Source organism: Microbacterium sp. Beta (assembly GCF_005502545.1).
GTDB classification, from domain to species: domain Bacteria; phylum Actinomycetota; class Actinomycetes; order Actinomycetales; family Microbacteriaceae; genus Microbacterium; species Microbacterium oxydans.
Genome location: NZ_SCOG01000011.1, coordinates 17,916 through 43,049 on the forward strand (window position 1 = coordinate 17,916; position 25,134 = coordinate 43,049).

At 69.2% G+C, this 25,134-nt stretch carries 17 protein-coding genes; 13 read left to right on the forward strand and 4 right to left on the reverse strand.

Translation table 11 applies throughout. The annotated features are described in order from the left end of the window. Positions 1 to 53 precede the first annotated feature (53 nt). Both FFS56_RS12190 and FFS56_RS12195 read right to left on the reverse strand, forming a co-directional pair. Positions 54 to 971, reverse strand: a complete 918-nt coding sequence (locus tag FFS56_RS12190; RefSeq protein WP_127011725.1) for a pirin family protein — start codon at positions 969 to 971, stop codon at positions 54 to 56. Beyond that, on the reverse strand, positions 968 to 1,312 hold the full coding sequence (locus FFS56_RS12195; RefSeq protein WP_127011726.1) for a GNAT family N-acetyltransferase: 345 nt from the start codon (positions 1,310 to 1,312) through the stop codon (positions 968 to 970). Before FFS56_RS12195 ends, FFS56_RS12190 begins: the two co-directional genes overlap by 4 nt. A gap of 208 nt (positions 1,313 to 1,520) precedes the next feature. On the opposite strand from FFS56_RS12195, the gene recQ reads away from it, so the two are divergent. The 4 genes from recQ to FFS56_RS12215 all read left to right on the forward strand — a co-directional run bounded on the left by recQ (position 1,521) and on the right by FFS56_RS12215 (position 5,098). Further along, positions 1,521 to 3,572 (forward strand): DNA helicase RecQ, encoded by a 2,052-nt coding sequence (gene recQ / locus FFS56_RS12200; RefSeq protein ID WP_127011727.1) that lies wholly within the window; start codon positions 1,521 to 1,523, stop codon positions 3,570 to 3,572. 84 nt (positions 3,573 to 3,656) lie between these two features. Continuing rightward, positions 3,657 to 3,998: a metalloregulator ArsR/SmtB family transcription factor gene (locus FFS56_RS12205; RefSeq protein ID WP_137772136.1), complete on the forward strand. Its 342-nt coding sequence runs from the start codon at positions 3,657 to 3,659 to the stop codon at positions 3,996 to 3,998. Between the two features lie 3 nt (positions 3,999 to 4,001). Further along, the gene (locus tag FFS56_RS12210) at positions 4,002 to 4,478 is read left to right on the forward strand and encodes an SRPBCC family protein (protein ID WP_127011728.1); all 477 of its coding nucleotides are present in this window, start codon (positions 4,002 to 4,004) and stop codon (positions 4,476 to 4,478) included. After that, complete coding sequence (locus FFS56_RS12215; protein ID WP_127011729.1) at positions 4,478 to 5,098, forward strand: dihydrofolate reductase family protein; 621 nt, start codon at positions 4,478 to 4,480, stop codon at positions 5,096 to 5,098. The genes FFS56_RS12210 and FFS56_RS12215 overlap by 1 nt, the downstream gene beginning before the upstream one ends. Before the next feature lie 64 nt (positions 5,099 to 5,162). Here FFS56_RS12215 and FFS56_RS12220 read toward each other — a convergent pair whose 3' ends face one another. Next, entirely contained in the window at positions 5,163 to 6,455 is a 1,293-nt protein-coding gene (locus FFS56_RS12220) for a TetR/AcrR family transcriptional regulator (RefSeq protein ID WP_233437376.1), read from the reverse strand. Positions 6,456 to 6,574: 119 nt separating this feature from the next. On the opposite strand from FFS56_RS12220, the gene FFS56_RS12225 reads away from it, so the two are divergent. The 8 genes from FFS56_RS12225 (at position 6,575) to FFS56_RS12260 (ending at position 21,211) form a co-directional block, all read left to right on the forward strand. Continuing rightward, positions 6,575 to 7,873 (forward strand): MFS transporter, encoded by a 1,299-nt coding sequence (locus FFS56_RS12225; RefSeq protein ID WP_127011730.1) that lies wholly within the window; start codon positions 6,575 to 6,577, stop codon positions 7,871 to 7,873. A 2-nt stretch (positions 7,874 to 7,875) separates the two neighbouring features. Then, a complete protein-coding gene (locus FFS56_RS12230; RefSeq protein ID WP_127011731.1) occupies positions 7,876 to 9,630 on the forward strand; it encodes a glycoside hydrolase family 3 N-terminal domain-containing protein in 1,755 nt (584 codons plus the stop codon). Positions 9,631 to 9,890: 260 nt separating this feature from the next. Continuing rightward, on the forward strand, positions 9,891 to 15,086 hold the full coding sequence (locus tag FFS56_RS12235) for a choice-of-anchor G family protein (RefSeq protein ID WP_127011732.1): 5,196 nt from the start codon (positions 9,891 to 9,893) through the stop codon (positions 15,084 to 15,086). Between the two features lie 79 nt (positions 15,087 to 15,165). Further along, on the forward strand, positions 15,166 to 16,002 hold the full coding sequence (locus FFS56_RS12240; RefSeq protein ID WP_127011733.1) for a DUF5819 family protein: 837 nt from the start codon (positions 15,166 to 15,168) through the stop codon (positions 16,000 to 16,002). Then, positions 15,999 to 17,234, forward strand: a complete 1,236-nt coding sequence (locus FFS56_RS12245) for an HTTM domain-containing protein (RefSeq protein ID WP_127011734.1) — start codon at positions 15,999 to 16,001, stop codon at positions 17,232 to 17,234. Before FFS56_RS12240 ends, FFS56_RS12245 begins: the two co-directional genes overlap by 4 nt. A 120-nt stretch (positions 17,235 to 17,354) precedes the next feature. Further along, on the forward strand, positions 17,355 to 19,421 hold the full coding sequence (locus tag FFS56_RS12250; protein ID WP_046746632.1) for an acyl-CoA dehydrogenase: 2,067 nt from the start codon (positions 17,355 to 17,357) through the stop codon (positions 19,419 to 19,421). 108 nt (positions 19,422 to 19,529) lie between these two features. Next, a complete protein-coding gene (locus FFS56_RS12255; protein WP_127011735.1) occupies positions 19,530 to 20,573 on the forward strand; it encodes an NAD(P)-dependent alcohol dehydrogenase in 1,044 nt (347 codons plus the stop codon). Between the two features lie 68 nt (positions 20,574 to 20,641). Next, on the forward strand, positions 20,642 to 21,211 hold the full coding sequence (locus tag FFS56_RS12260) for a DNA-3-methyladenine glycosylase I (RefSeq protein WP_046746634.1): 570 nt from the start codon (positions 20,642 to 20,644) through the stop codon (positions 21,209 to 21,211). An 18-nt stretch (positions 21,212 to 21,229) separates the two neighbouring features. On the opposite strand, the gene FFS56_RS12265 is transcribed toward FFS56_RS12260, so the two are convergent. Continuing rightward, the gene (locus FFS56_RS12265; protein WP_127011736.1) at positions 21,230 to 21,976 is read right to left on the reverse strand and encodes a GntR family transcriptional regulator; all 747 of its coding nucleotides are present in this window, start codon (positions 21,974 to 21,976) and stop codon (positions 21,230 to 21,232) included. Positions 21,977 to 22,174: 198 nt separating this feature from the next. On the opposite strand from FFS56_RS12265, the gene FFS56_RS12270 reads away from it, so the two are divergent. Next, positions 22,175 to 25,015, forward strand: coding sequence for a metallophosphoesterase (locus FFS56_RS12270; protein WP_127011737.1), 2,841 nt, complete (start codon positions 22,175 to 22,177; stop codon positions 25,013 to 25,015). Positions 25,016 to 25,134: the final 119 nt, after the last annotated feature.

A 25,134-nucleotide genomic window follows, 5' to 3' on the forward strand; every position in this document is an offset into this window, starting at 1 on the left:
CAGCAAGCTGCCATATCGCGACCGGAGCAGCAGATGCGCGACCCGAGCGGATGTCAGAGCTTGCGGCTGCGGGGCATGAGCCGAACGGGAGGGAGTGGAGGGGCCGGGATGCGCACGTCGTGTCCGGCCACGATCCCGAAGCGGTCCGACGCCGCCTCCCACTGCTCGCGCGCCTCCACGATCTCGTCGTGCGAGCGGCCGGCGAAGTTCCACCACATCACGATGTCCGCTTCGAAGGGTTCGCCACCGAGTAGGAAGAGCAGTGCGCCGTCGTCGCTCGACACCTCGATCTCATCGCGCGAGTCGCCCACGTAAAGCAGGGCGTTGCGATCGAGCGGATGCTGCGCCACCACGGCATCGCCCTCGACGAGCATCAGCGCGTGCTCCCAGTCCGAACGAAGTGGCAGGCGCACGCGGGAACCGGGGGCGAGCACGATCTCCGCTCCCACGATGGGGGTGTGCACGGTGGCGGGGGAGTGCGCCCCCGCGAAGTCGCCGAGCACGACGGTGGCCTCGGCCACGGCACCCTCGTCCGCCGGAAGCGTGACCCCCGGCAAGTCGGTGTGCCGTTCGAAGCCCGCATCGCCGTGTCGGCTCGACTCGGGCAGCACCACCCAGAACTGCAGGGCGTCGAGGGGCACCGGCTCGTCGCCGATCGAGTACTCCGAGTGCGAGATCCCGTTGCCGGCGGTCATCAGGTTCAGCTGCCCGCGGCGCAGGTCGGCGTCGCTGCCGAGCGAGTCGCGGTGACGGATCTCTCCCACGAGCGGCCAGGTCACGGTCTGCAGCCCGATGTGCGGGTGCGGCTCGACCCGCATCTTCGTGTCAGCGGGCCCGAACCGATCGAGGAAGCACCAGGCTCCGATGGTGGGGAGGTTGCGATGGGGAAGCGCTCGCAGCACGTTCATGCCGCGCACTCCGCCGAGGGGCACTTCGCGCGGCTCGATGAGCAGGCGGTGCTGTCCGATCATTCCGCCCGGCCCGTCGGGTCCTCGCCCGCGGATCCGGCGGATCCGGACGGGGACTTCGGCCAGCGGATCTCGGCACCCGGCACGTCGTGCGTCTCGAGGTACTTCGCGATGTACGGGCACAGCGGGACGATCGCCTCACCGCGTCCGACAGCATCCGCCAAGGCCTCGGACGCGAGCTTGCCCGCCAGCCCCTGGCCCTGGAACGCCGGGTCGACCTCGGTGTGGATGAAGCGGATCGATCCGGGGCGCAGGTCGAACTCCGCGAAACCTGCGAGCACGTCGTCGGAGCGGATCTCGTAGCGCGACTCGTCGTCGTTGCGGGTCACGGTGATGTCGGTCATCGGAGGCTCCTTCGAACGGGTTGACTCCAACCTACGCCCCGCGTGCGGGGTCGGGCCCGGTGGAAACCCAGACCGTCCGCTGCCGCACTGGCGCGTCGGAGCGCGACACTCCGCAGGGGCGGCGGGTGGTCTGGGTTTCGGCGGCAGGGGCGCTCGAGGCTGTGGATGACACGCAGCTGCCGTCGGCGGGGGTCGTTACGCTGGAGGGATGCCGCAGACTCCCCGTGACCCGTACGCGGATCTGCCGTACGCCGACGAGCCCTACGACGACGGCTGGGAGTCTTCCTACCCGCCGGAGCCGATGGACTGGGAGCCGCAGGGGGCCGGGTTCGAGCCGCCGCTGGACTGGGGTCAGGGTCCGGTCACGCCGGTCACCTCTAGCGCCACGTCTTCCACCACCTCTTCTAGTACCGTGCGCCCGCCCGTCGAGCGCCGCGCGACGCCGAGCCGCTATGCCACGGCGCGCGACGCGCTGCACACGGTGTTCGGATACGACGACTTCCGCGGCGACCAGGCCGAGATCGTCGAACAGGTCATCGCGGGCGGAGACGCCGTGGTGCTGATGCCGACCGGAGGCGGAAAGAGCATCACGTACCAGGTGCCCGCGCTGGTGCGCGAGGGCACGGGTCTCGTCATCAGCCCGCTCATCGCGCTCATGCACGACCAGGTCGATGCGCTGCGCGCCAACGGCGTGAAGGCCGCCTATCTCAACTCCACCCAGGCTATCGACGAGCGTCGCGAGGTGGAACGGGCCTATGTCGCCGGCGAGCTCGACCTCATCTACGTGGCGCCCGAGCGTCTCTCCAACTCTCAGACCACGGCGCTGCTCCAGCGCGGAACGCTCAGCGTGATCGCGATCGACGAGGCGCACTGTGTGTCGCAGTGGGGTCATGACTTCCGCCCCGACTACCTGACCCTCGGCGACCTGGGCGAGCGGTTCCCCGGGGTGCCGCGCATGGCTCTCACGGCGACGGCCACCGCGGCGACGCACAAGGAGATCACCGAGCGCCTGCACCTCGACGGCGCAGCGCACTTCGTGGCGAGCTTCGACCGCCCGAACATCCAGTACCGCATCGTGCCGAAGGTCGATCCGCGCAAGCAGCTCGTCCAGTTCATCCGCTCGCAGCCGGAGGGCGCGGCGGGCATCGTGTACGCGCTCAGCCGGAAGTCGGTCGAGCAGACGGCTACCTATCTCGCCGCCCAGGGGTTCGACGCCCTGCCATACCACGCGGGTCTGCCCGGCGAGGTGCGCGCCGCGAACCAGGCGCGCTTCCTCCGCGAGGACGGCGTCGTCATGGTCGCCACCATCGCATTCGGGATGGGCATCGACAAGCCGGATGTGCGCTTCGTCGCGCACATCGATCTGCCGAAGTCCGTGGAGGGCTATTACCAGGAGACCGGGCGCGCCGGTCGAGACGGCGAGCCCTCGGTGGCCTGGATGGCTTACGGGCTCGGCGACGTCGTGCAGCAGCGCAGGCTCATCGACCAGAGTCCCGGTGATCGCACCTTCAAGATGCGCATGGGGCAGCACCTCGACGCCATGCTCGCGCTGTGCGAGACCGTGGAGTGTCGTCGGCAGAACCTGCTCGGCTACTTCGGCCAGGAGTCGCAGCCGTGCGGCAACTGCGACACCTGCCTCGACGACACCGAGACGTTCGACGGGCTCGTCCCAGCACAGAAGCTGCTGTCGACGATCGTGCGGTTGAAGCGCGAGCGCAATCAGGCGTTCGGCGCCGGGCACCTGATCGACATCCTCCGCGGGGCCTCGACAGAGCGCATCAGGCAGCAGGATCACGACAAGCTCGCGACCTACGGCATCGGCAGCGATCTCTCGGATCAGGATTGGCGCAGCGTCGTCCGTCAGCTCCTGGCCCGCGGCATTCTCGTCGCGCAGGGTGACTACGGCACCCTCGCGCCCGGTGAGCAGGCGGCAGGAGTACTGCGTGGTGAGACCGCTGTGCCCCTGCGCAAGGACACGATCGGGCGTCCGACCTCGTCGGGCCGCGCCCGCAAGGCCAGCGCCGCCGATGCCCTGGACGCGGGGGATCGGCCACTGTTCGAGGCACTGCGTGCATGGCGTGCTGAGACCGCTCGCGAGCAGGGCGTGCCCGCGTACATCGTGTTCGGTGACGCGACGCTGCGCGCGCTCGCGGAGCACCGCCCTGCTGCTCTCGCCGACCTCGACGGCATCACCGGCATCGGTGCGAAGAAGCGCGAGGCGTACGGCGAAGGCGTGCTCGCGGTGATCGCCGGCGCCTGACGCCGACGCCCGACGCCTCGCCTTCGGGCGTACTCCGGATCGTGGCGTCTTGAACACTTGCCCATATGGGTATATGTTGATCACATGGCGCGAGCGGCAACCACATCCGATGTCTTCAACGCGATCGCCGAACCGCGACGCCGGGACATCCTGACGCTGCTGCGCAGTGGCGACCGCCCCGTGATCGAGGTGTCCGAGGTGCTGGGGATGACTCAGCCGGGTGCCTCCAAGCACCTGCGTGTGCTGCGCGAGGTCGGTCTCGTGCGCGACCGCCGGGAGGGCAAGCAGCGGGTCTACGGGCTCGACGCCACGGGGCTCCGGGCCGTCCATGAGTGGACGGGCGGCTTCGAGCAGTTCTGGAACGAGAGCTTCGACCGGCTCGACGCCTACGTGCAGGACCTGAAAGCGGAAAGAAGGCAGGAGTAGTGGATGGATACGACGATTGATCGCGAGATCGTGATCTCGCGCGTGATCGACGCCGCGCCGGCGCTGGTGTTCGAGGCGTTCACCACGGTGCAGCACCTCTCGAGGTGGTGGGGCCCCGACGGTTTCACCACGACGACGCGATCGTTCGAGTTCCGTGTCGGGGGCGAATGGGAGTTCGTGATGCACGGACCGGACGGCACCGACTACCCGGAGTGGATCGTGTGGACCGACATCGTCGCGCCGGAGCGGATCGTGATGCTCCATGGTGAGCACCGCGACGATCCTGAGGCATTCGAATCACACCTCACGTTCGTGCCGGACGGCGATCGGACCCGCATCGAGATGCGCACGGTGTTCCCCACACCGGAACTGCGCGACCGGGCGATCGAGCGACATGGCGCACTCGAGGGTGGCCGGCAGACACTGGACAACCTCGCCGTCCACGTCGCGGAGATGGCGATCGCGCGAGGGGAGCGCTGATGGCCGGAGCAGTGTTCTTCAGCGTCTCGATGTCTCTCGACGGGTTCATCGCCCCCGAGTCGCCGGACGAGTTGATGGGTCGGCAGTGGATGGAGCTGCAGAAGTGGGTGTTCCGGCAGCGGTCCTTCCGCGAGAATCTGCACCTGGGCGAAGGTGGGGACGAGGGACGCGACAACGACATCGTGCGCGAGACGTTCGAGCGCACCGGGGCGAGTGTGATGGGGAAGCGGATGTTCGACGCCGGCGAGCACGCGTGGCCGGAGGACCCGCCGTTCCATACGCCGGTCTTCGTCGTCACCCACGAGGAGCGCGAGCCGTGGGAGCGCCGCGGCGGCACCACGTTCCACTTCGTGAACGACGGCATCGAGTCGGCGCTCGACCAGGCGCGCGCTGCTGCCGGCGACCTCGACGTCCGCATCTCGGGCGGCGGTGAGACGATCGTCCAGTTCCTCAATGCCGGTCTGGTCGACGAGTTCCACATCGCTCTCTCACCTGTGCTGTTCGGGGCAGGAGTGCGCCTGTTCGACGGTGTGGACGGGGAACGCCTCTCGCTCGACCTGGTGGGCGCGGAGGATTCCCCGCAGACGACGCATCTGCGCTACGCCGTCCGTCTGCGCTGATCCGCGCGGCGTCGTCTCCGCGCGGCGTCGTCTCCGCGCGGCATCGTCTCAGCGCAGCGCCGTCTCAGCGCGGAGGCAGCACGTCGTCGAGATGAGCCCGCAGGTGCGTGGCGATGTCGACCCTGTCGCGGTCGTACAGCCACTGGTACTGCAGCCCGTCCCACATCGCGATGAGCCAGGTGGCCTCGTGCACGGGATCGCGGTGCGCTGGCAGGTCGCCGTCGACCTGGGCGAGGCGGAAGAGCTCAGCGAAGTAGTCGAGGGCGTTCGCGAACCGCATCGTGAAGTAGTCGTGTGCGGGGTGTGCGACGGGGACGGCCTCGCACGACAGCACCGCGTAGACCTCGATCAGTCCCGGTTCGTCCCGTGCGCTGAGCGCCGCGCCCTCGGGAATGCTGCGGAGCACCGTGGCAGCCGACGCGGTGCTCGTGAACATCTGGTTCTCGTTGATGGCGCTGTCGCGTTCCGTGAGCACGGCGCTCAGTAGCAGCTCCTTCGACGCGTAGTGGTGCAGCAGCGTCGACTTCGACACTCCGACCGCGGTGGCGATGTCCTGCAGGCTGGTGTCGCCGTAGCCGTCGCGGGCGAACAGGCGCATCGCATCGGAGACGATCTGTGCGCGCCTGCGGCGGCCGACCGCGTAGCCGGGGTCGGCCTCGGCGACTGTGGTGGCGCGCAGTCGCGGGAGGGGACCGGCAGGAGTCGCGGACCCGGATGAGGATTCGTCGTCAAGGTCCCGCCACGCGTGCGGCAGCGCCCACAGGTTCTCGCGCTCCTCGAGCATCTCGACGACGTCCACCCGAGCGGGCAGGTACTGCGAGAGCAGCTGCAGCCCGTCCCACCCCGCCGTGTGCCGGACGGCCTCGCCGTCGACATCGCGGTCGGCGGCGACCACCCCGTGGTACTGGGCATCCTCGAGCACGTCGTTGCTGAGTGCGCGGATCCGGCAGTAGCGCTCGCGCATCCGCTCGTGCGCGGGGTGGTCCGGCGCCGAGGCCTCCCCGGTGAGGGCCGCGAACAGCTCGAGGTAGCCGGCGGTGCGCGCATTGCGCTCGGCGATGCCGGCGAAGACCAGCTCGCCCGGTTCGGATGCGGCCGAGATCGCGCTGAACACGGACTCGTTCTCGGCTTCGAGCCCGGCGACCACCTCTCCGAGCAGATCGTCCTTCGAGGCGAAGTGCCCGAGGAGCCCCGGGTGGCTGACGGAGGCGGCTGCGGCGATGTCGCGCAGCGACGTGGATCGGTAACCGCGGGTCACGAACAGATCGTGCGCGGCGGTGAGGATGCGCTGCCTCGTCGCGACGGCGCGCGAGTGACGGGTGCCGGTCGCCGTCATCGTCATCGCATCCTCCGTCATCACTCTATCCTCGCTCATTACCAATCGGTCTGGTTTGACTTACCAACCGGTCGAGATTGGTGTACTGTCATGCCAGAACCGCATCGCCCGAAGATGTGCGGTGAATCGAAAGGACTGTCATGACAGAGCTGTCATCCGCCGCCAATGCGGCCGCGGTGGGCACCACGGGATTCAAGGCCCCGGGGACCACGCCGCTCAAGACCCCGCGCGGTTACACCCCCGGCCTCGCCGCGGTGAACTTCGGTGTCTTCCTGGCGCTTCTCACCCCGGTGATGGTGTCGATGGCGTTCAAGATCCAGCACATCGACCCCGTCAACACCGAGGGAAGCCTCGGACTCGTGATGGGCGTGGGTGCGATCTTCGCCCTCGTTGCGAACCCGCTCGTCGGCAGGCTCTCCGACCGTACGACCTCGCGCTGGGGCATGCGTCGTCCGTGGATCCTGGGTGGCGCCGTCGTCGGCCTCGGCGGGTTCTTCCTCATCGGCTCGGCAAACTCCGTCTGGATGGTCCTGCTCGCCTGGTGCCTCGTGCAGACCGCGATGAACGCCGTGCTCGCGGCGGCGAACGCGACCCTGCCCGACCAGGTGCCGGTCACGAGCCGCGGCAAGGTGTCCGGCATCATCGGTATCACCACCCCGATCGGCATCCTCGCCGGCAGCTTCCTGGTGAACTTCCTGCCCGGCGATTTCGAGCGCTTCGTCGTGCCCGGCGTGATCGCGCTGATCCTGGTGGTCGTCTTCGTCCTGATCCTGAAGGACCGCCGCCTCTCCGAGAAGCCCGCCGAGAAGTTCACGATCGGGATGTTCTTCGGCTCGTTCGTGTTCAACCCGCGCAAGCACCCCGACTTCGGCTGGACCTGGCTCACCAAGTTCTTCGTGATGTTCGGCTATGCCGGCATCGCCACCTTCCTGCCGCTGTACCTCGTCACCAAGTTCGGCCTCGACGAGCAGGGTGCGGTGGGCGTCATCCTCGCGGCCAATCTCGCCTCGATGGCGGCGATGGCGATCTCCTCCCCGCTCGGCGGCTTCCTCTCCGACAAGATCGGCAAGCGCCGTCCCTTCGTCGCCGTCGCCGGTGTGATCATGGTGGTCGGTCTGGTCATCCTCGCCATCGCCCCCGATGTCACGACCGTCATCATCGCCCAGGCCATCATCGGGCTCGGGGCCGGATCGTTCCTCTCGGTCGACCTCGCCCTCGCCACCGAGGTGCTGCCCAACCCGGACGACGTGGCGAAGGACCTCGGGGTGCTGAACATCGCCAACGCGCTGCCGCAGTCGATCGCCCCCGCGATCGCGCCGGGCATCATCGCCATCGGGGCGGCCACGCCGCTGGGCGGCTACACCACGTGGTACCTGTTCGGTGCGGTCGTCGCGCTGGCCGGTGCCGTGCTCGTCTACCGCATCAAGGGAGTCAAGTGACCATGACAGAGACCACCATCGCGCGCCCCTGGCTCGACACCGACCTCTCGGTCGACGAGCGGGTGCAGCTGCTGCTCGATGCCATGACCATCGAGGAGAAGGCAGGGCTCTTCTTCCACACCATGATCGCGATCGGCGACCTCGAGGAGCCCAACCCGGTGTTCGCGACGCCGTCGGCCCGCGAGTTCCTCGAGTCCAAGCAGATGACGCACTTCAACCTGCTGGGCGCCGCGCCCACCGGCCGGGAGATCGCCGCGTGGCAGAACGCCCTGCAGCAGCTCGCGGCGTCCACGCGCCTCGGAATCCCGGTCACGCTCTCCACCGACCCCCGGCACTCGTTCAGCGAGAATCCGGGAGCGTCGATCCTGGCAGGGCCCTTCTCGCAGTGGCCGGAGACGCTCGGCCTCGCGGCCACCCGCGACGAGGAGCTCGTCGAGCGCTTCGCCGACATCGCCCGCCAGGAGTACACGGCCGTCGGTCTGCGCGTGGCACTGCACCCGCAGGTCGACCTCGCGACCGAGCCGCGCTGGGCGCGCCAGACGGCGACGTTCGGCGAAGACGCCGAGCTGTCGGGAAAGCTCGGCGCGGCCTACATCCGCGGCTTCCAGGGGAAGTCGTTCGGGCCTGGCTCGGTATCGACCATGACGAAGCACTTCCCCGGCGGCGGCCCCCAGAAGGACGGCGAGGATCCGCACTTCCCGTACGGCCGCGAGCAGGTCTATCCTGGCGGCGAGTTCGAGCTTCACCTGAAGCCGTTCGAAGACGCGCTCGCCGCGGGTACCCGGCAGATGATGCCGTATTACGGGATGCCCGTCGGCACGGAGTACGAGGAGGTGGGTTTCGGCTTCAACAAGTCGGTGATCACGGGTCTGCTCCGCGAGCGCTACGGCTTCGACGGTCTGGTGTGCACGGACTGGGGTCTGATCAGCGATTCCGAGATATTCGGGCAGCCGTTCCCTGCGCGTGCCTGGGGTGTGGAAGATCTCACCCCTCGCGAGCGGATGAAGAAGGTGCTCGATGCGGGCGCCGATCAGTTCGGCGGCGAGGCGAACCCGGAGCTGCTGCTCGAGCTCGTCGCCGACGGCGAGATCACCGAGGCCCGGCTGGACATCTCCGCACGACGCATCCTGCGCGAGAAGTTCGAGCTCGGACTGTTCGAGAACCCTTACGTCGACGAGGACGCCGCCGACGAGATCGTGGGTCGTGCCGACTTCCGTGCCGCGGGGGAGGATGCCCAGCGTGCGTCGATCACAGTGCTCGCGAACGACGGCGCGCTGCCCTTCGCCCGAGGGGCGAAGCTCTACGTCGAGGGCATCGACGTCGCCGTGGCTGAAAAGTTCGCCGACGTCGTCGAGACGCCGTCGGAAGCCGATCTGGCGATCATCCGGCTGCAGGCTCCGTTCGAGGAGCGCGCGACCATGTTCGAGAACTTCTTCCACGCCGGTTCCCTCGACTTCCCGGATGACGTGATCGCCCATGTCGGCGAGGTCGCGGCCGTCGTGCCCACAGTGGTCGACGTGCTCGCCGATCGCCCGCCGATCCTGACGCCGCTCGCCGAGGTGGCGGCTGCGATCACGGTGAACTGGGGCGCTTCCGGGACGGCGCTGCTGGACGTGCTCAGCGGTGCGTTCCCCGCGCAGGGTCGACTGCCCTTCGACCTGCCGCGCTCGATGGCGGCTGTCGAGGCCTCGCGTCCCGACGTCCCGTTCGACACGACCGACCCGCTGTTCCGCTTCGGTCACGGGCTCTCGCTGTAACACCCGAGGGCATTCGCGAAACGCCTCGACGGCTTCGGCCGCGGGGCGTTTCGTCGTGTCGGCGAACCCTCGATCGCGGGTCCGATGTCGGCCGATGGCGAAGTGTCTCGGACGATGACGATGGCTGAAAAGTTCTCTGGACGAATGCTGGACAACGCGTCCCGTATCCCGTAGAACTGTCCTCAACATCGCTCGGCCGACTGACGTCGACCCGTGGGGGGCCATGTGACGCGGAAGATCGCATCACACGGGAGTAGCGAATGGAATTGCAGGAGAGGACTCTGCGGCGACGCAGAGCAGCAGGAGGAAGCATCGCCGGCGTCACCGTCGGCGCGGTGATCCTCGCAAGTGCACTGGTGCCGACAGCGGCGAATGCGCTGGACGCGGCGAATCCGAACGATCCGTCCGTCGCGCAGGGGCAGATCATCCAGCTGCCGGCCGCACTGCTCGGCGGACTCGACATCGCCGCGCTCGGTCACACGCTGACGAGCAACCCGGCCGCCCCTGGCTCGGAGCTCGGCGGACTGAACCTCGGACTGCTCGAGGCGCTCAACATCGACGTGGGCACCCTCAACGTGCCGCTGCTGACCGACGGCACCACGCCGGGTCTGCTGCGGCTCGGCGACCTGGGCGCTGCGCAGAGCTTCAGCTCCTCGCCGACGCAGACCCAGTCGATCGCCTCGTCGGGCACGATCACCTCGGGTGGGGCTGTCGACACCGGCGCCATCGACGGCAGCGTGAACCCCGGCACCCTCGAGCTCACAGACCTCTTCGACCAGCTCGCCGTGGCGGGTCTGACCGATGCGGTCCTCGACCAGGCCTCCATCGGCATCGGCGTCCTCGCGTCGCGTGCCGAGTCGAACGCGGGAACGGTGACGTCCGAGTACCGCATCGCCGACCTGAACCTCGATCTGCACAGCAACCTGGTCGCCGGGCTCTCCGGCACCCTCGCCTCCGCGATCCAGGGCACCGTCACTCCCGTGAGCAACCTGGCCGGTCCCGGCGGCGCGCTGACCGCTCTCACCACCACGATCGTCAACACGATCAACGCGATCCCCGATGTGCCGCTCGTCGCCGCCTTCACCGCGACAGGGGGCACCGTCTCGATCGCGGGGCTCGACACGGTCGGGCAGACCGTGACGACGCAGGTGCTGCAGACCCCGGTCGAGAACACGACCGGTTCGGTTCTCGTCGACCTGAGCACCGGCACGGTCTCGGTCGATCTCGCCAAGATCCTCGTCGAGACCGGCGCGGGCGCGAACCTCAACACACTGCCGGCGAACACCCCGGTGCTCTCCGCCACGACGATCTCCGCCATCCAGCAGGGGATCACCTCCGCACTCACGGGCACGCACCCGAACAGCCTGAACGGCAAGGTCTCCACGATCCTGAAGTCGACGCTCGACGCCCTCCAGGTGACGATCACGGTCGGCGTCGACCTCACGGTGCCGCTCACCGGGACGCCGCTCGTGTCGGGCGACGTCACGGTCAAGGGTTCACTGGCGCAGTTCGCCGGCACCGCCACTCCCGTTCCCACGGTCGCGACCGACATCACCCTGGCCGGCCTCAACATCGGCGTGCTCCTGAACCCGGTGGTCGCGACGGTGACGAATGCGGTCGCCACGACGACGGGTCCGCTCGTGAACACCGCGTTGACCAGCGTGATCCCGCTCGTGCAGCCGGCACTCGCCACTCTCACGGGTCCCGTGCTGACGACGCTCGATCCCGTGCTCCAGGGCGTGCTGTCGGACATCGCGACCATCACCGTCAACGAGCAGCCGGCGACGGGAGACATCCCGGGCGGCAGCTTCACGGTGCGTGCGCTCGGAGTGAACCTGCTCCCGGCCGTCGGAGGCGGGGTCGCTCTCGACCTCGGTTCCTCGACGGTCAAGGCTGCCGCGGCAGCTGTGGCGGCTATCGACGCGGCCCCGACCGTCCAGGCGGGGACGAACCTGCCCGTGACCGGCTCCGGCTGGCCCGCGAACACGCAGGTCTCCGTGCAGGTGACCGCACCCGGCGGGGGGATCGTGAACGACCCTGTTCCGGTCACGACCGACGGCAACGGTGCATTCACGGTCGATTACTTCGTCCCGACCGCGACGACGGTGGGCACCGGGTACACGGTCACCGCGACGGCAGGTGCCGTCTCGGCGACGGATACGACCGAGGTGACGGCCGCGGCGACGGTCGATGCCGCCCCCGCCGTGCAGGCGGGGACGGATCTCGCGGTCTCCGGTGCCAACTGGCCTGCGAACACCCAGGTCTCGGTGCAGCTGTCGGCTCCGGCTTCCGGCCCGAACGTCGGCGGCCCCGTACTGGTCACCACCGACGGTTCCGGCACCTTCACGGTCGCCTACCCGGTTCCGGCCGGCACACCCGCGGCCACCGGCTACACGGTGACGGCATCGGTGGGCACGCAGACGGCGACCGACACCACCGAGGTGACGGACGCCCCCGTGGCCGCCGTCGATGCCGCAGCCACCGTGCAGGCGGGCACCAGCCTTCCGGTCACGGGATCGAACTGGCCGGGGAACACCCAGGTGTCCGTGCAGCTGACAGCTCCGGGCGGCGGCGCGAACGTCGGCGGCCCTGTCACGGCGACCACGAACGCCTCGGGTGACTTCACGCTCGACTACCCGGTTCCCGCTTCTGCGGCTCCGGGTGCGGCATACACCGTCACGGCGACCGCAGGTGCCGTCACGGCGATCGACACCACGGAGGTCACGGCCGCCGCGGCTGTCGATGCCGCTGACACGGTGCAGGCGGGCACGAGCCTTCCGGTGACCGGTACGAACTGGCCGGCGAGCACGCAGGTCTCGGTGCAGTTGACGGCGCCGGGTGGCGGGAACGTCGGTGGTCCGGTGACGGCCACGACCGACGCGTCTGGCGGGTTCACGCTCGACTACCCGGTTCCGGCTTCGGCCACGCCCGGCGCGGGCTACACGGTGACGGCGACCGTCGGCACCCAGACGGCGACCGACACCACGGAGGTCACGGCCGCCGCGGCTGTCGATGCCGCTGACACGGTGCAGGCGGGCACGAGCCTTCCGGTGACCGGTACGAACTGGCCGGCGAGCACGCAGGTGTCCGTGCAGTTGACGGCGCCGGGTGGCGGAAACGTCGGCGGTCCGGTGACGGCCACGACCGACGCGTCTGGCGGGTTCACGCTCGACTACCCGGTTCCGGCTTCCGCGACGCCCGGCGCGGGCTACACGGTGACGGCGACCGTCGGCACCCAGACCGCGACCGACACGACCACCGTGACTGCGGCGGCCACGGTCGACGCGGCGGCGACGGTGCAGGCAGGGGACGATCTGCCCGTCACCGGAGCGAACTGGCCGGCGAACACGCAGGTTTCGGTGCAGCTGAGCGCACCCGGCGGCGCGGCCGTCGGTACCCCGCGCACGGCCACGACCGGCGCGCTCGGCGGCTTCGCGCTCGACTACCCGGTCCCGGCCGGCACCCCGGCAGGCACCGGCTACACGGTCACGGCCTCGGTCGGTGCGCAGACGGCGACGGACACGACGGAGGTCACCGCGGCTCCCGTCGTGGTCGACGCGGCCGCCCAGGTTCCGGCGGGCAGCAACCTCGCCGTGACCGGCTCTGGATGGCCCGTGAGCTCCTCGGTCTCGCTGCAGCTGACAGCTCCGGGCGGAGGCGCGAACGTCGGCGGCCCGGTGACGGCGACGACCGATGCTTCGGGAGCCTTCACTGCGAACTATCCCGTACCGGCGGGCACCACTCCCGGAACCGGATACACGCTGACCGCGACCGCCGGTGCCGTCACCGCGACGGACTCCACCGAGGTGACGGCGCCCGGCGGTCCCTCCGATGTCAACACCAACGCAGCCGCGTCGGCGTCGGCCTCGGCGGACGCGACCGCGGACGGCGACCCGTCGGCCCAGGCCGCTGCGGAGGCGGCTGCTCTGGCCGATGCCACCTCGTCCGCATCGGCAGCCGCCACCGCTGACGCGACCGCGGCCGCCGAGGCTGCGGCGACGACGACGGCATCGACGACAGCGTCGACCGACTCGACATCGACCGCCAACGCCTCCGCGGCCGTCGCCGCCCAGGCCGCGGCGCTGGCTGATGCCTCGACGAACGCGAACGCCGCAGCCTCGGCGGCAGCGGAAGCGAACTCCGCGGCCTCGTCGGAGTCCGCAGCGACCTCCGACTCCTCCACCGACGCATCCTCGGAAGCCTCGACCAACGCGAACGCGGCTGCCTCGGCATCCGCTTCGGCGAACGCCGACGCCACCACCGCGGCCGTCGCGGAAGCGTCCGCGCAGGCAGCGGCCTTCGCGGATGCGACAGCGCAGGGCTCGGCGGCGGCCGACCCGGCAGCGGACGCCGCATCGGAGTCGGCGGCGACGGCGACCTCGTCCACGGCGGCGACGGCTGATGCCACCTCGGCGGCGAACGCCGGCGCGGCCATCGCGGCCCAGGCCGCGGCCCTCGCCGACGCCACGACGAACACGGCGGCTGACGCCACCGCGACGTCGGATGCCAGCACGAGCGCTGCGGCGAACGCGAGCGCGGCGGCGATCGCGAACGCCTCGACCGATGCCTCGTCCGACGCGGTCGCCTCGGCTGACGCGTCGGCGGAGATCAACACCAACGCGTCCGCGTCGGCAGCGGCCTCCGCCCAGGCTGACGACGACAGCAACGCCTCGGCTGAGGCCGCGGCAGTGGCTGCGGCACTCGCGGACGCGACCAGCCAGGCATCCGCTGCGGCCGACGTGTCGGCCAACGCAGCGGCTCAGGCGGCGGCGACCACCGATGCCTCCACCGATGCCTCGACCACGGCCACCACGGCGGCGAACGCCTCCGCGGCTGCGGCGGCTCAGGCGGCGGCGCAGAACGATGCGACCTCGACGAGCGCGGCGGATGCCTCGGCTGCGGCCGATGAGGACCCGAACGCCTCTGCGGCCGCAGCGGCCAACGCGTCCTCGTCGGCGACGGCATCGGCATCGGCTGCGGCCGACGCCTCGGCCGAAGCCACCGCGGAGGCATCCGCATCCGCCACCGCGAGCGCTTCGGCGGACGCGGCAGCCGACCCGACCGGGAACATCGCGATCGCCCTCCGGTCGCCGGTCCTGGAACGCGGACAGCAGCAGACCGCCGTCGGCACCGGCTTCAAGCCCGGAGAGAAGGTCACCGGCGTGATGGCCTCCGATCCGGTCGCGCTGGGCAGCCAGGTCGCGAACGCGCAGGGCACGGTCACCTTCACCTGGACCGTGCCGACCGCCACCGACCTCGGATCGCACACCGTGACACTGACCGGGGCGACCTCGGGCAGCGTATCGGCCTCGTTCCAGGTGGTCGCCTCTGGCCTGGCCACGACCGGTGGACAGGTGCAGGGCGGCTGGATCGCCCTGGCCGCACTGCTCCTCGTCCTCGGCCTGGGGACGATGAGACTCGCGACATCCCGACGGCGACTGATCCGTACGGAGTGATCGCGATGCAGGAACGCTGAGTGGTCGGGACCGTTTCCCCACGGCGGTCCCGACCCCTCGGCGGTATGGAGGGAAGTGAATGAGCACCAGACTCGAGTCCGCACCGCACTCCGACGCGGCAGGTTCCGAGGCGGTCGAGCCGGAACCCTCGGCAGCCGCGCGGCCACGGCCGACGTGGTGGGTGAAGCTCATCGCCTTCGCGGCCTGCCTCCTGACGCTGTGGCACATCGGCGCCTCGTTCCTGTGGATAGCGCCATACTCCGCACTGCGGGAGATCCCCACCCAGCAGGTCCTCGCCGGGTACATGCTGCCGATGTTCGGTCAGTCCTGGAGCGTGTTCGCACCGGAGCCCATCAACGGCGACTATCACTTCAACGTCCGCGCCCTCATCGAGAAGGACGGCGAACAGGTCGAGACCGGGTGGGTCAGCGCCACCGACGTGGAGCTCTCGATGATCCGGTACAACCTCTTCCCTCCTCGGGCCGGCATCCAGTCGAGTGAGGTGGCGAGCGGACAGATGAACGCCTACAACAAGCTGAACGCCGACCAGCAGGCCGTCATCGGCCTGGACTTCATGAAGGACGACTGGGAGGAGTGGATGGTGCGCTCCTTCGACGAACTGCAGGGTGAAGACAATCCATCGACCGAGGCCTACATGGCCGAGGAGCACCTCTCGACCGCGTACGCGACCCAGGTGGCCTACGCGATCTGGGGGGCGGATGCGGTGGTCGCGGTGCAGTACCGCGTGAGCCGCCAGAACGTGGTCCCCTACAAGGATCGCAACGACCCCGGCGCGCAGCGCCCCGACCCGACCTTCTCGACGACCGGATGGCGTCTGCCCATAGAAGAGGAAGGGCAGAGTCGCGAGAACTTCGCGAACACCTTCCGCGGCCAGTTCGAGAGGATCCAGCCGTGAGCGCGCCGGTCAAGACCGCGGACCGCCGGAAGGACGCGAAGAAGAAGGAATCCGCGCCACGGAGCACCATCACCGCTCCGGCCCCGGCGTCCGCGCCGCCCACCCCTCCTCGCGAACCCGCCCCGGCACCGGCTCCGGCGAGCACCGTGCCGCCGCGGTCGTTCGTCACACGGCTGCTGACCTTCGTGTCGTCGATGATCGGTGGTCTCTGGTCGATGGTGCTGTCGGCGATCGACCGCATCTCGGCGTTCGTCGGCGACTGGCTCTTCCATGGGAAGAAGGCGCTCTACGGACTCGCGGTCACGCGCATCCTCTTCGGACTCACCGCGATCGGCCTGCTGTTCTCGAACTTCAGCACCCGGCTCTACACGTTCGGATCGGGGTCGGCCTGGAACGGCGAGCTCGCGGAGCCGGTGAGCGATTTCCCCAGGATCTGGGTGTTCAGTGCGTTCCATGCCGCGATGGGGAACGATGCGCTCTACACGGCGCTCTACCTTCTGCTCGGAGTGCTCGCCGTGCTGTTCGTGCTCGGGTGGCGCTTCCGGATCGTGCTGCCGATCTTCTTCTGCCTCTGGGTGGGGTTCATCGAGGCGAACGACATGGTGGGCGATCAGGGCGACAACATGTTCCGCATCGCCCTGCTGCTGCTGTTCTTCGCCGACCCGGCGGCGCGCTGGTCGCTGGATGCCCGGCGTCGGGCGAAGTCGGGGGAGTGGTTCGCCCCGAACAGCCAGCCGGCGCTGCTGGGAACCATGTTCCACAACCTGGCGCTCGTGGCTCTCACGGCACAGGTCTGCTTCGTCTACGCCTCCGGCGCTCTCTACAAGGCGGGCGGCGCGCCGTGGGAAGAGGGGTATGCGGTCTACAACCCGCTGCAGACCGCCCGGTTCGGCACCTGGCCGGTGCTGAGCGACCTCGTCACGACATGGGGACCGATGGTCACCGTCGCCAGCTGGGGTTCGATCATTCTGCAAGTGGCGTTCCCGCTCATGCTGCTCACCCGTCCCACGCGGTTGATCGGACTGCTGGGCATCCTGTCGTTCCACATCGGCATCGCCGTGCTGATGGGGCTGCCGTGGTTCTCGCTGACGATGATCGCGATCGATGCGATCTTCATCCGCGATCGCACGTGGGCGCGTCTGAGCGCGGGGACGAAGCGGCGTTGGCGGGAGGCAGGAGCGCCACCGCCTACCGTGCCGGAAGATGCGCTGCCGGCCCGGACTGTGGTCTGACGACAAGCCGGCGGGGAGATGCCCCCGCAGCGCATTGGAGGAAGTGGACAGGGCAGTAGGACTCCCGTTGTGGCAGACCTACCATGGCAGTATTCCCACTTCCCTCTGAGAGGAACGCTCATGGTCGACGCCGCCGTCCGTCCGAAGACGACCCGCACCTCCCCCGACAACGCTGACGCCACCCCGCGTCTCGATGTCGCCCGCGTGAACGACGCCCTGATGGGCACGTGGGGTGACGTGCGTCGTCAGGCCCGCGAGATGATCAAGGACTCGGCGTTCTGGCGCAAGGACGAACTCGGCAAGGACGAGCACCGCGAGCGCGTGCTCAGCCAGCTGCACCTGCTGGTGGAGAACAAGGCCGTGCATCGCGCGTTCCCGAAGTCGCTCGGCGGCGAGGAGAACAACGGCGCGAACATCGCGGGCTTCGAGGAGCTCGTGGTGGCCGACCCCAGCCTGCAGATCAAGTCGGGTGTGCAGTGGGGTCTCTTCGGATCGGCGATCCTGCAGCTGGGTACGGAGGAGCACCACGCGAAGTGGCTCCCCGGAGTGATGGACCTCTCGATCCCCGGTGCCTTCGCGATGACCGAGATCGGCCACGGCTCCGACGTCGCTGCGGTCGGCACCACGGCCACGTACGACCCGGAGACGGAGGAGTTCGTCATCAACACCCCGTTCCGCGGGGCGACGAAGGAGTACCTCGGAAACGCCGCACTGCACGGCGTAGCGGCGACCGTCTTCGCGCAGCTGATCACGAACGGCGTGAACCACGGCGTGCACTGCTTCTATGTGCCGCTGCGCGGTGAGGACGGGGTGGACCTCCCCGGCATCGGCCGCGAGGACGACGGTCTCAAGGGCGGACTCAACGGCATCGACAACGGGCGCCTCTCCTTCGACCACGTGCGGATCCCGCGGACCAACCTGCTCAACCGCTACGGCGACGTCGCGGCTGACGGCACCTACTCCAGTGCGATCGACAGCCCTGGCCGCCGCTTCTTCACGATGCTCGGCACCCTCGTGCAGGGGCGGGTGTCCCTCGACGGCGCGGCATCCTGGGCCTCCGCCCTCGGTCTGCACATCGCGATCACCTACGCCACCCAGCGCCGTCAGTTCGACGGTGCTGATGGGCAGGAGGTGGTGCTGATGGACTACGGCAAGCACCAGCGCCGTCTGCTGCCGCGCCTGGCGACCACCTACGCGCAGATCTTCGCGCACGACGAGTTCCTGCAGAAGTTCGACGGTGTCTTCTCCGGCCGGACCGACACCCCGGCGGACCGGGAAGACCTGGAGACCTTGGCCGCCGCCCTCAAGCCGCTGTCGACGTGGCATGCGCTCGACACCCTCCAGGAGGCCCGAGAGGCCACCGGCGGTGCCGGCTTCATGTTCGAGAACCGTCTGGTCGGGCTTCGTGCCGACCTCGACATCTACGTCACCTTCGAGGGCGACAACAACGTGCTGCTGCAGCTGGTGGGCAAGCGTCTGCTGACCGACTACGCGAAGCAGTTCCAGGGCAAGGATGCGGCGGCCCTCGCCAAGTTCGCCGTGGGCATGACCGCGGGCAAGCTGTTCCACGGTGCGGGCCTGCGTCAGCTCGGTCAGGCCGTCTCCGACTTCGGTCAGGTGAGCCGATCGGTCGAGCGGGGCCTGCGCGAGGAGCAGCAGCACGATCTGCTCGCCGGACGTGTGCAGCAGATGGTGGCCGACATCGCCTCGCGCCTCCGCCCCGGTGCGAAGGACAAGGCCCTCGGCGCTCGCCTGTTCAACGAGAACCAGGCCGAGCTCATCGAGGCCGCCCGTGCGCACGGAGAGCTGCTGCAGTGGGAGGCGTTCACCGACGCCGTGCACCAGATCGACGACGAGGACACCAAGAAGGTGCTCACCTGGCTGCGCGACCTGTTCGGCCTGCAGCTCATCGAGAAGCACCTCGCCTGGCATCTGATCCACGGACGTCTGTCGATGCAGCGCGGCGCGGCGGTGTCGAGCTACATCGACCGCCTGTGCGCCCGTCTGCGCCCGTACTCCCTCGACCTCGTGAACGCGTTCGGCTACGAGCCCGAGCACGTGCGCGCTCCCATCGCGAGCGGCCTGGAGAAGCGGCGGCAGGACGAGGCCCGTGCGTACTACGCCGACCTCGAGGCGAGCGGACAGGCCCCCATCCAGGAGAAGGCGCTCAAGAAGAAGCAGCGCTGACCCGCCCGCGGCTCGCTCTCCTCTCGACGACCGTCGACTCGCGCGGCACGGCTGATTCACCTCCCGCGCTGGGTAGTCTCGGCAGGTACCCGATCCGAGGAGTCCGAGATGCCTGCCGTGAACGCCTATGCCGCACCCCGTGAAGCAGCCCCGCTGGAGAAGACCGTCATCCAGCGACGCGAACTCGGCCCGCTCGACGTGCTGATCGACATCGCCTTCGCCGGGATCTGCCACTCGGACATCCACACCGTCCGCGGCGATTGGGGTCCGCAGCAGTATCCGCTCGCTCCCGGGCACGAGATCACCGGCACGGTCGCTGCGGTCGGCGAGGCCGTCGCCCGGTATGCGGTCGGCGATCGTGTCGGCGTCGGATGCCTGGTGAACTCCTGCGGGGAGTGCCGCAACTGTCTGCGCGGTGAAGAGCAGTTCTGCACCCAGGGGGCCGTGCTCACCTACGGCGGCATCGATCGCGACGGCACCGTCACCCAGGGCGGATACTCCGAGCAGGTGGTCGTGACCGAGGCCTTCGTGCTGCGCATCCCCGACGCTCTGCCGCTGGACGTCGCCGCACCGCTGCTGTGCGCGGGCATCACGACCTATTCGCCGCTGCGGCACTGGAACGTCGGACCCGGCACACGCGTCGCGGTCGTCGGGCTCGGCGGCCTCGGGCACATGGGAGTGCAGATCGCCCATGCTCTCGGCGCGGAGGTGACCGTGCTCTCGCAGACCCTGAGCAAGAAGGACGACGGTCTGCGGCTCGGCGCCGACCACTATCGCGCCACCAGCGACCGGGAGACCTTCCGCGAGCTGCGCTCATCGTTCGATGTGATCCTCAACACCGTGAGCGCCGTGATCGATCTGCGCTCCTACCTGAGCCTGCTCGACGTCGGCGGAGCCATGGTGTGCGTCGGCGCTCCCGGCGAACCCCTGGAGGTGGGCGTGATGTCGCTGATCGGTGGTCGGCGCTCGCTTGCCGGCAGCAACATCGGCGGCATCGGCGAGACGCAGGAGATGCTCGACTTCTGTGCCGAGCACGGCATCGCGGCAGAGATCGAGGTCATCCCCGCCTCCGACATCAACACCGCCTACGAGCGCGTGCTGGCCTCCGACGTGCGGTACCGGTTCGTGATCGACGCCGCCACCTTCGCCTGAGCGTTCGCCGTTCGCAGCCGCGAGGCGCGAGGGCATCCGGTGTCGGTCGCCGCGGATAGCCTGAGCGCATGACCTCTCTTCTCACGGGCCCCGACGCCCGCGACCGCTGCGCCTGGGTGGGCGACGACGACGAGTACCGCCGCTACCACGACGAGGAGTGGGGCACGCCGTTGCACGGCGACCGCGCGCTGTTCGAGAAGATGGCGCTGGAGGGGTTCCAGGCCGGGCTCTCCTGGATCACGATCCTGCGCAAGCGTCCGCGGTTCCGGGAGGTGTTCGAGGGGTTCGTGCCCGAGATCGTCTCGGAGTTCGACGAGTCCGATGTCGAACGTCTGATGGGGGATGCCGGCATCATCCGCAACCGCGCGAAGATCGAGGCCACGATCGGCAACGCCCGCATCGTCCGTGGCATGGCCGATGGCGAGTTCGACGAGCTGATGTGGTCGTTCGCTCCTGCGGTCTCCGGTGAGCGCCCGGCATCGTTCGCCGACGTCCCGGCCGTCACACCGGAATCGACCGCTCTGAGCAAAGAACTGCGCCGTCGCGGGTTCCGTTTCGTCGGGCCGACCACCATGTACGCCCTGATGCAGTCGGGTGGGATGGTCGACGACCACATCGCGGGGTGCTGGAGGGCGTGATGTCGGCTCCGTCGGCGCTCAGTGCCCGGCAGCCTCCCGGGTGAGCGCTGAGCGCGCGTCGGAGGTGTTCTCGACGGCGAAGGTGGCCATCGTCGGCAGGTAGCGGTCGTCCGCCACCTCGACGAGGGAACCGTCGGCCGCCCATCCCGTTCGTCGTACGCGCAGCAGCGGTGTGGACACGGACACCGCCAGTGCCGCTGCATCGATCTCGTCCGCCGGTACCGCGTCGAAGACATGACGTGCGCGAACGGGCGCCAGGCGATGCTCCTGCATCGCCTGGTAGATGCTCCCCGCGTCGAGGTCGGCGGCGAGCAGCAGTCTGCCGACGGGGAGAGGGAACGCCGAGCGTTCGAGCATCGCCGGTTCGTCGTCGAGCAGTCGCAGCCGTACGATCTCCACGATCGCGGCGCCCGTCTCGATTCCGAGGTCATCGGCGATCGCTTCCGAGGCGGGTCGGCGTGCGGCCTCGAGCACGCGTTGGCCGGGGCGTCGTCCGATCGAACGTGCCCAGTCGGTGAACGAGACGAAGGTCTGGAACGACTGCGTCGGCACGATTCGCCGCACCCGAGGCGGTGCGCCTCTCCCGCCGTCGACCGCACCTTCGGCTCGCAGCGTCGCGAGAGCCTGCCTGATCGGTCCGCGAGAGGTCCCGAACTCGGCGATCAGGGAGTGCTCACTCGGCACACGTTCGCCCTCCGGCCATTCGCCGCTTCTGATGCGATCGAGCATCCGCTCGTAGAGCTGCTCGTGCAGAGGTCTGGGCATTCTCGTTCGTGCTCCTGTTGTCGTGACTTCTCATCCCCGCGGCGACCGCGACATGTTCACTCTGACGCACGTCGGTGAACAATCGGGGAATTTCCGTAGAAAAAGTTGTCATGACTACTTTCGCTCCTCATGCTCGGAAGAGACGGAATCCCCCTGCCTCGGCCGACATGAGCGGTCGACCAACCCCTAGGAAGAGACATGAGAACCAGACACGGAATCGGCGCCATCGCCGTGACGTGCGCCCTCACGCTGCTCGTCGGCGCGGCGGCGACGCCCGCCTTCGCTGCAGCCCCGCCGCTGACCGAAGGCTTCACCGACGCGACGGCCTCGCAGCCCCCTGCCGGATGGTCGATCGACAACACCAACGTGACCGGTATGCGGGCGGACTGGCAGGGCTGGTCGTTCCACACCTCGGCCGAGGTCGTGTCGACCTGGGGGAACAGCGGCGATCGCGGCTCCTTCACACGTGCGGACGCTGTCACCGCGGTCGTGCACTCCGACGCCAACCGGCCGACGGACGGGCGCTTCAGCTCCGTGCTGTGGGCACCCGCCGTCGACCTGCAGAGTCAGGACGGGGCGGTGCGGGTGCGCTTCGACAGCCACTACAAGCAGGGGCAGTCGCCGCAGACCGCGCAGCTCGTCGCTCGCTTCGACGACGCAGCGCCGGTGGTGGTCGAGTCGTTCGCCCGGAACCGTCTCGACGAGCAGGTGGACGTCTCGATCCCGGTGCCTGCGGGGACCGATGCCGTCACGGTGGGCTGGTCGTACGCCGAGAGCAGCAACAACTGGTTCTGGATGATCGACGACGTGCAGATCAGCGAAGCCCCGCCGGCCGACGCAGCACCGCGCATCCTCTCCGCCGCGAAGCCCGTCGCCAGAGCAGGTGCGACGGTTCCGGTGAAGGTCGGCGGACTGCGCCCCGGTCAGCAGCTGACGGCGTCGTTCGGCGATGCCGGGGCGGCGGTTCCCGGTATCCCGGTCGCTGACGCCGCGGGGGAGACGTCGTTCTCGGTCGCGCTGCCCGCTGACCTCGCGCCCGGCTCGGTGACGCTGTCTCTCGGTGGGGCCGGCATCGTGTCGACCCGGCTCGTGATCACCGTGCTCGCCGCCGATGACCCGGACACCTCGACCACCGAGCAGCTGCTCTGGTTCGACGGTTTCGAGACGGACAGCTGGACGAGCGAGGGGGCGTGGACGCTGTCGAACCTCGACAGCGTGATCGCCCAGTACGGCACCGATCGCCGACACGCATTCACCCGCGCTTCGGGGCGGATCGCCGTGGCGGAGGCGACGAGCGGGGCATTCGCCGGCAGCCTCGCCTCCTCTCCGATCGCCGTGAAGGCGGGGGATGCGCTGGAGGTGCGCCTCGACAGCCACTACCGCAAGAGGGGCGGAACCCAACATGGCACCGTGACGGCGGTGTTCGACGAGGGAACGGAGACCGTGCTGCGCGAGCTCTCCGATGCCGACGAGGAGTCAGCGCAGCTCCGGTTGCCGGTCACGGTGCCGGCGGGCGCATCCGCGATGACCCTGCGGTTCGTCTTCGACGCCCCCGGCGCCGCGGGATCGTGGATGCTCGACGACGTGCAGGTGGTGCGCCCGCTCGCGGCACTCGCCGAAGGAGTCGAGGCCAACACCGTGGTCGACATCTTCAGCGACGTGCAGGGGGCGACGACGAGACTGAGCCAGAACGTGCTGCCGGGGTTCCGCGCGATGGCGCAGACGGCGGACGTGCTCGTGTCCAACGGCGACCTGGTCAGCAACGGATCGACCGCGAACTACACCTCCTATCTGTCGGCGCTCGCGGCGGGTGGCGGCGGCGAGTACGGCACGGTCGTCTCGACGATCGGCAATCACGAGTACTACGGCAGCGAGGGATCGGCGGTGTACCGGGAGCGCTTCCTCGATTCGACGGGGATGCGCGACATCGGTGGCCAGGGTGGGCTGTGGGGTGAGGTGCTCGTGGACGGTCAGCTTCCCCTGATCTGGATCGGCAGCGAGTTCTACGACTACACGGCGAAGACCGGCGCAGGCCCGTTCGTCGACTTCAGCGAGGAGCAGTTCACCTGGCTGCGTGATCGGCTCGCCCACTGGCGCGCCCAGGACCAGCCGGTGCTGCTCTTCTCGCACCACCTGCTGCCGTACTCGGTCTCCGGATCGTACGCGCGGTTCTACGAGAACGACTTCGGGCAGGAGGAGGCCCGGTTCGCCGCCCTGCTCGCACAGAACCCGAACGTCATCATGTTCAACAGCCACACGCACTGGTCGCCGACGTTGAACGACTGGAGTACAGAGCTGCGGCCGGATCCGACGCGCGCCAGCGGCCCCACGGTCGTGAACACCGGAGCCGTCACCACGATGTACGGACCGAGCGGGGACTGGGAGGAGAAGGCCGTCGGCGGTGCCGACCCCGTCGGGCTGCGCGCCGCACTGTACGACGACCGCGTGCGCGTCACGGTGTACTCCTTCTCGACGGCCGGAGCGACGGAGATCAAGCACGTCGACATCCCGCGTCCCACCGACGCCCCCGTGGATCCGGTGGACCCGGTGGACCCGGTCGATCCCGTCGACCCGGCTGTGGCGCTGAGCACGCAGACGGTCGCGGCCGGAGGCCGGGTCACGATCTCCGGAACCGGATTCCCCGAGGCTGCGGAGCTCGCGATCGAGTTGCGTTCCACACCGGTACGGGTGGGCGTCGCGACCGCCGATGCCGACGGGTCGTTCCGGACCGCTGTCACGATCCCCGCGAAGACGCCGGCCGGTGCGCACACACTGGCGGTGATCCTCCCCGACGGGACCGAGGCGACCGCGCCGATCACGGTCACCCGCGCCGGGGACGGCTCCGGCGGCGTCGCACCGGGAACGGGGACGGGCACAGCCCCCGGCTCGGGATCCAGTGGCGGAGCGGATGCATCGTCCACGGGCGGTGACCTCGCCACGACGGGCGGTGCACCCGGTTGGTACCTCGTCGGCGGCGCTCTGCTGTTTCTGAGCCTCGGTGGCGCGCTCGTCCTCCGACGGCGTCGAGGTCGCAGCTGACGCACGCGCCCTCATGCTCCATCGGCGGGGCGGCTTCGAGGTCTTCTCGACGTCGCCCCGCTCGATGGGCAAAACTCCCCATCGAGCGGTATTCCAGGACGCAGTTAGGATGAACGGGT

Bases quoted from the DNA above. Each gene is read 5' to 3' on its own strand.
- FFS56_RS12190 (WP_127011725.1), bottom strand. From the start codon at position 971: ATGATCGGACAGCACCGCCTGCTCATCGAGCCGCGCGAAGTGCCCCTC.
- FFS56_RS12195 (WP_127011726.1), bottom strand. From the start codon at position 1,312: ATGACCGACATCACCGTGACCCGCAACGACGACGAGTCGCGCTACGAG.
- recQ (WP_127011727.1), top strand. From the start codon at position 1,521: ATGCCGCAGACTCCCCGTGACCCGTACGCGGATCTGCCGTACGCCGAC.
- FFS56_RS12205 (WP_137772136.1), top strand. From the start codon at position 3,657: ATGGCGCGAGCGGCAACCACATCCGATGTCTTCAACGCGATCGCCGAA.
- FFS56_RS12210 (WP_127011728.1), top strand. From the start codon at position 4,002: ATGGATACGACGATTGATCGCGAGATCGTGATCTCGCGCGTGATCGAC.
- FFS56_RS12215 (WP_127011729.1), top strand. From the start codon at position 4,478: ATGGCCGGAGCAGTGTTCTTCAGCGTCTCGATGTCTCTCGACGGGTTC.
- FFS56_RS12220 (WP_233437376.1), bottom strand. From the start codon at position 6,455: ATGACGGAGGATGCGATGACGATGACGGCGACCGGCACCCGTCACTCG.
- FFS56_RS12225 (WP_127011730.1), top strand. From the start codon at position 6,575: ATGACAGAGCTGTCATCCGCCGCCAATGCGGCCGCGGTGGGCACCACG.
- FFS56_RS12230 (WP_127011731.1), top strand. From the start codon at position 7,876: ATGACAGAGACCACCATCGCGCGCCCCTGGCTCGACACCGACCTCTCG.
- FFS56_RS12235 (WP_127011732.1), top strand. From the start codon at position 9,891: ATGGAATTGCAGGAGAGGACTCTGCGGCGACGCAGAGCAGCAGGAGGA.
- FFS56_RS12240 (WP_127011733.1), top strand. From the start codon at position 15,166: ATGAGCACCAGACTCGAGTCCGCACCGCACTCCGACGCGGCAGGTTCC.
- FFS56_RS12250 (WP_046746632.1), top strand. From the start codon at position 17,355: ATGGTCGACGCCGCCGTCCGTCCGAAGACGACCCGCACCTCCCCCGAC.
- FFS56_RS12255 (WP_127011735.1), top strand. From the start codon at position 19,530: ATGCCTGCCGTGAACGCCTATGCCGCACCCCGTGAAGCAGCCCCGCTG.
- FFS56_RS12260 (WP_046746634.1), top strand. From the start codon at position 20,642: ATGACCTCTCTTCTCACGGGCCCCGACGCCCGCGACCGCTGCGCCTGG.
- FFS56_RS12265 (WP_127011736.1), bottom strand. From the start codon at position 21,976: ATGCCCAGACCTCTGCACGAGCAGCTCTACGAGCGGATGCTCGATCGC.
- FFS56_RS12270 (WP_127011737.1), top strand. From the start codon at position 22,175: ATGAGAACCAGACACGGAATCGGCGCCATCGCCGTGACGTGCGCCCTC.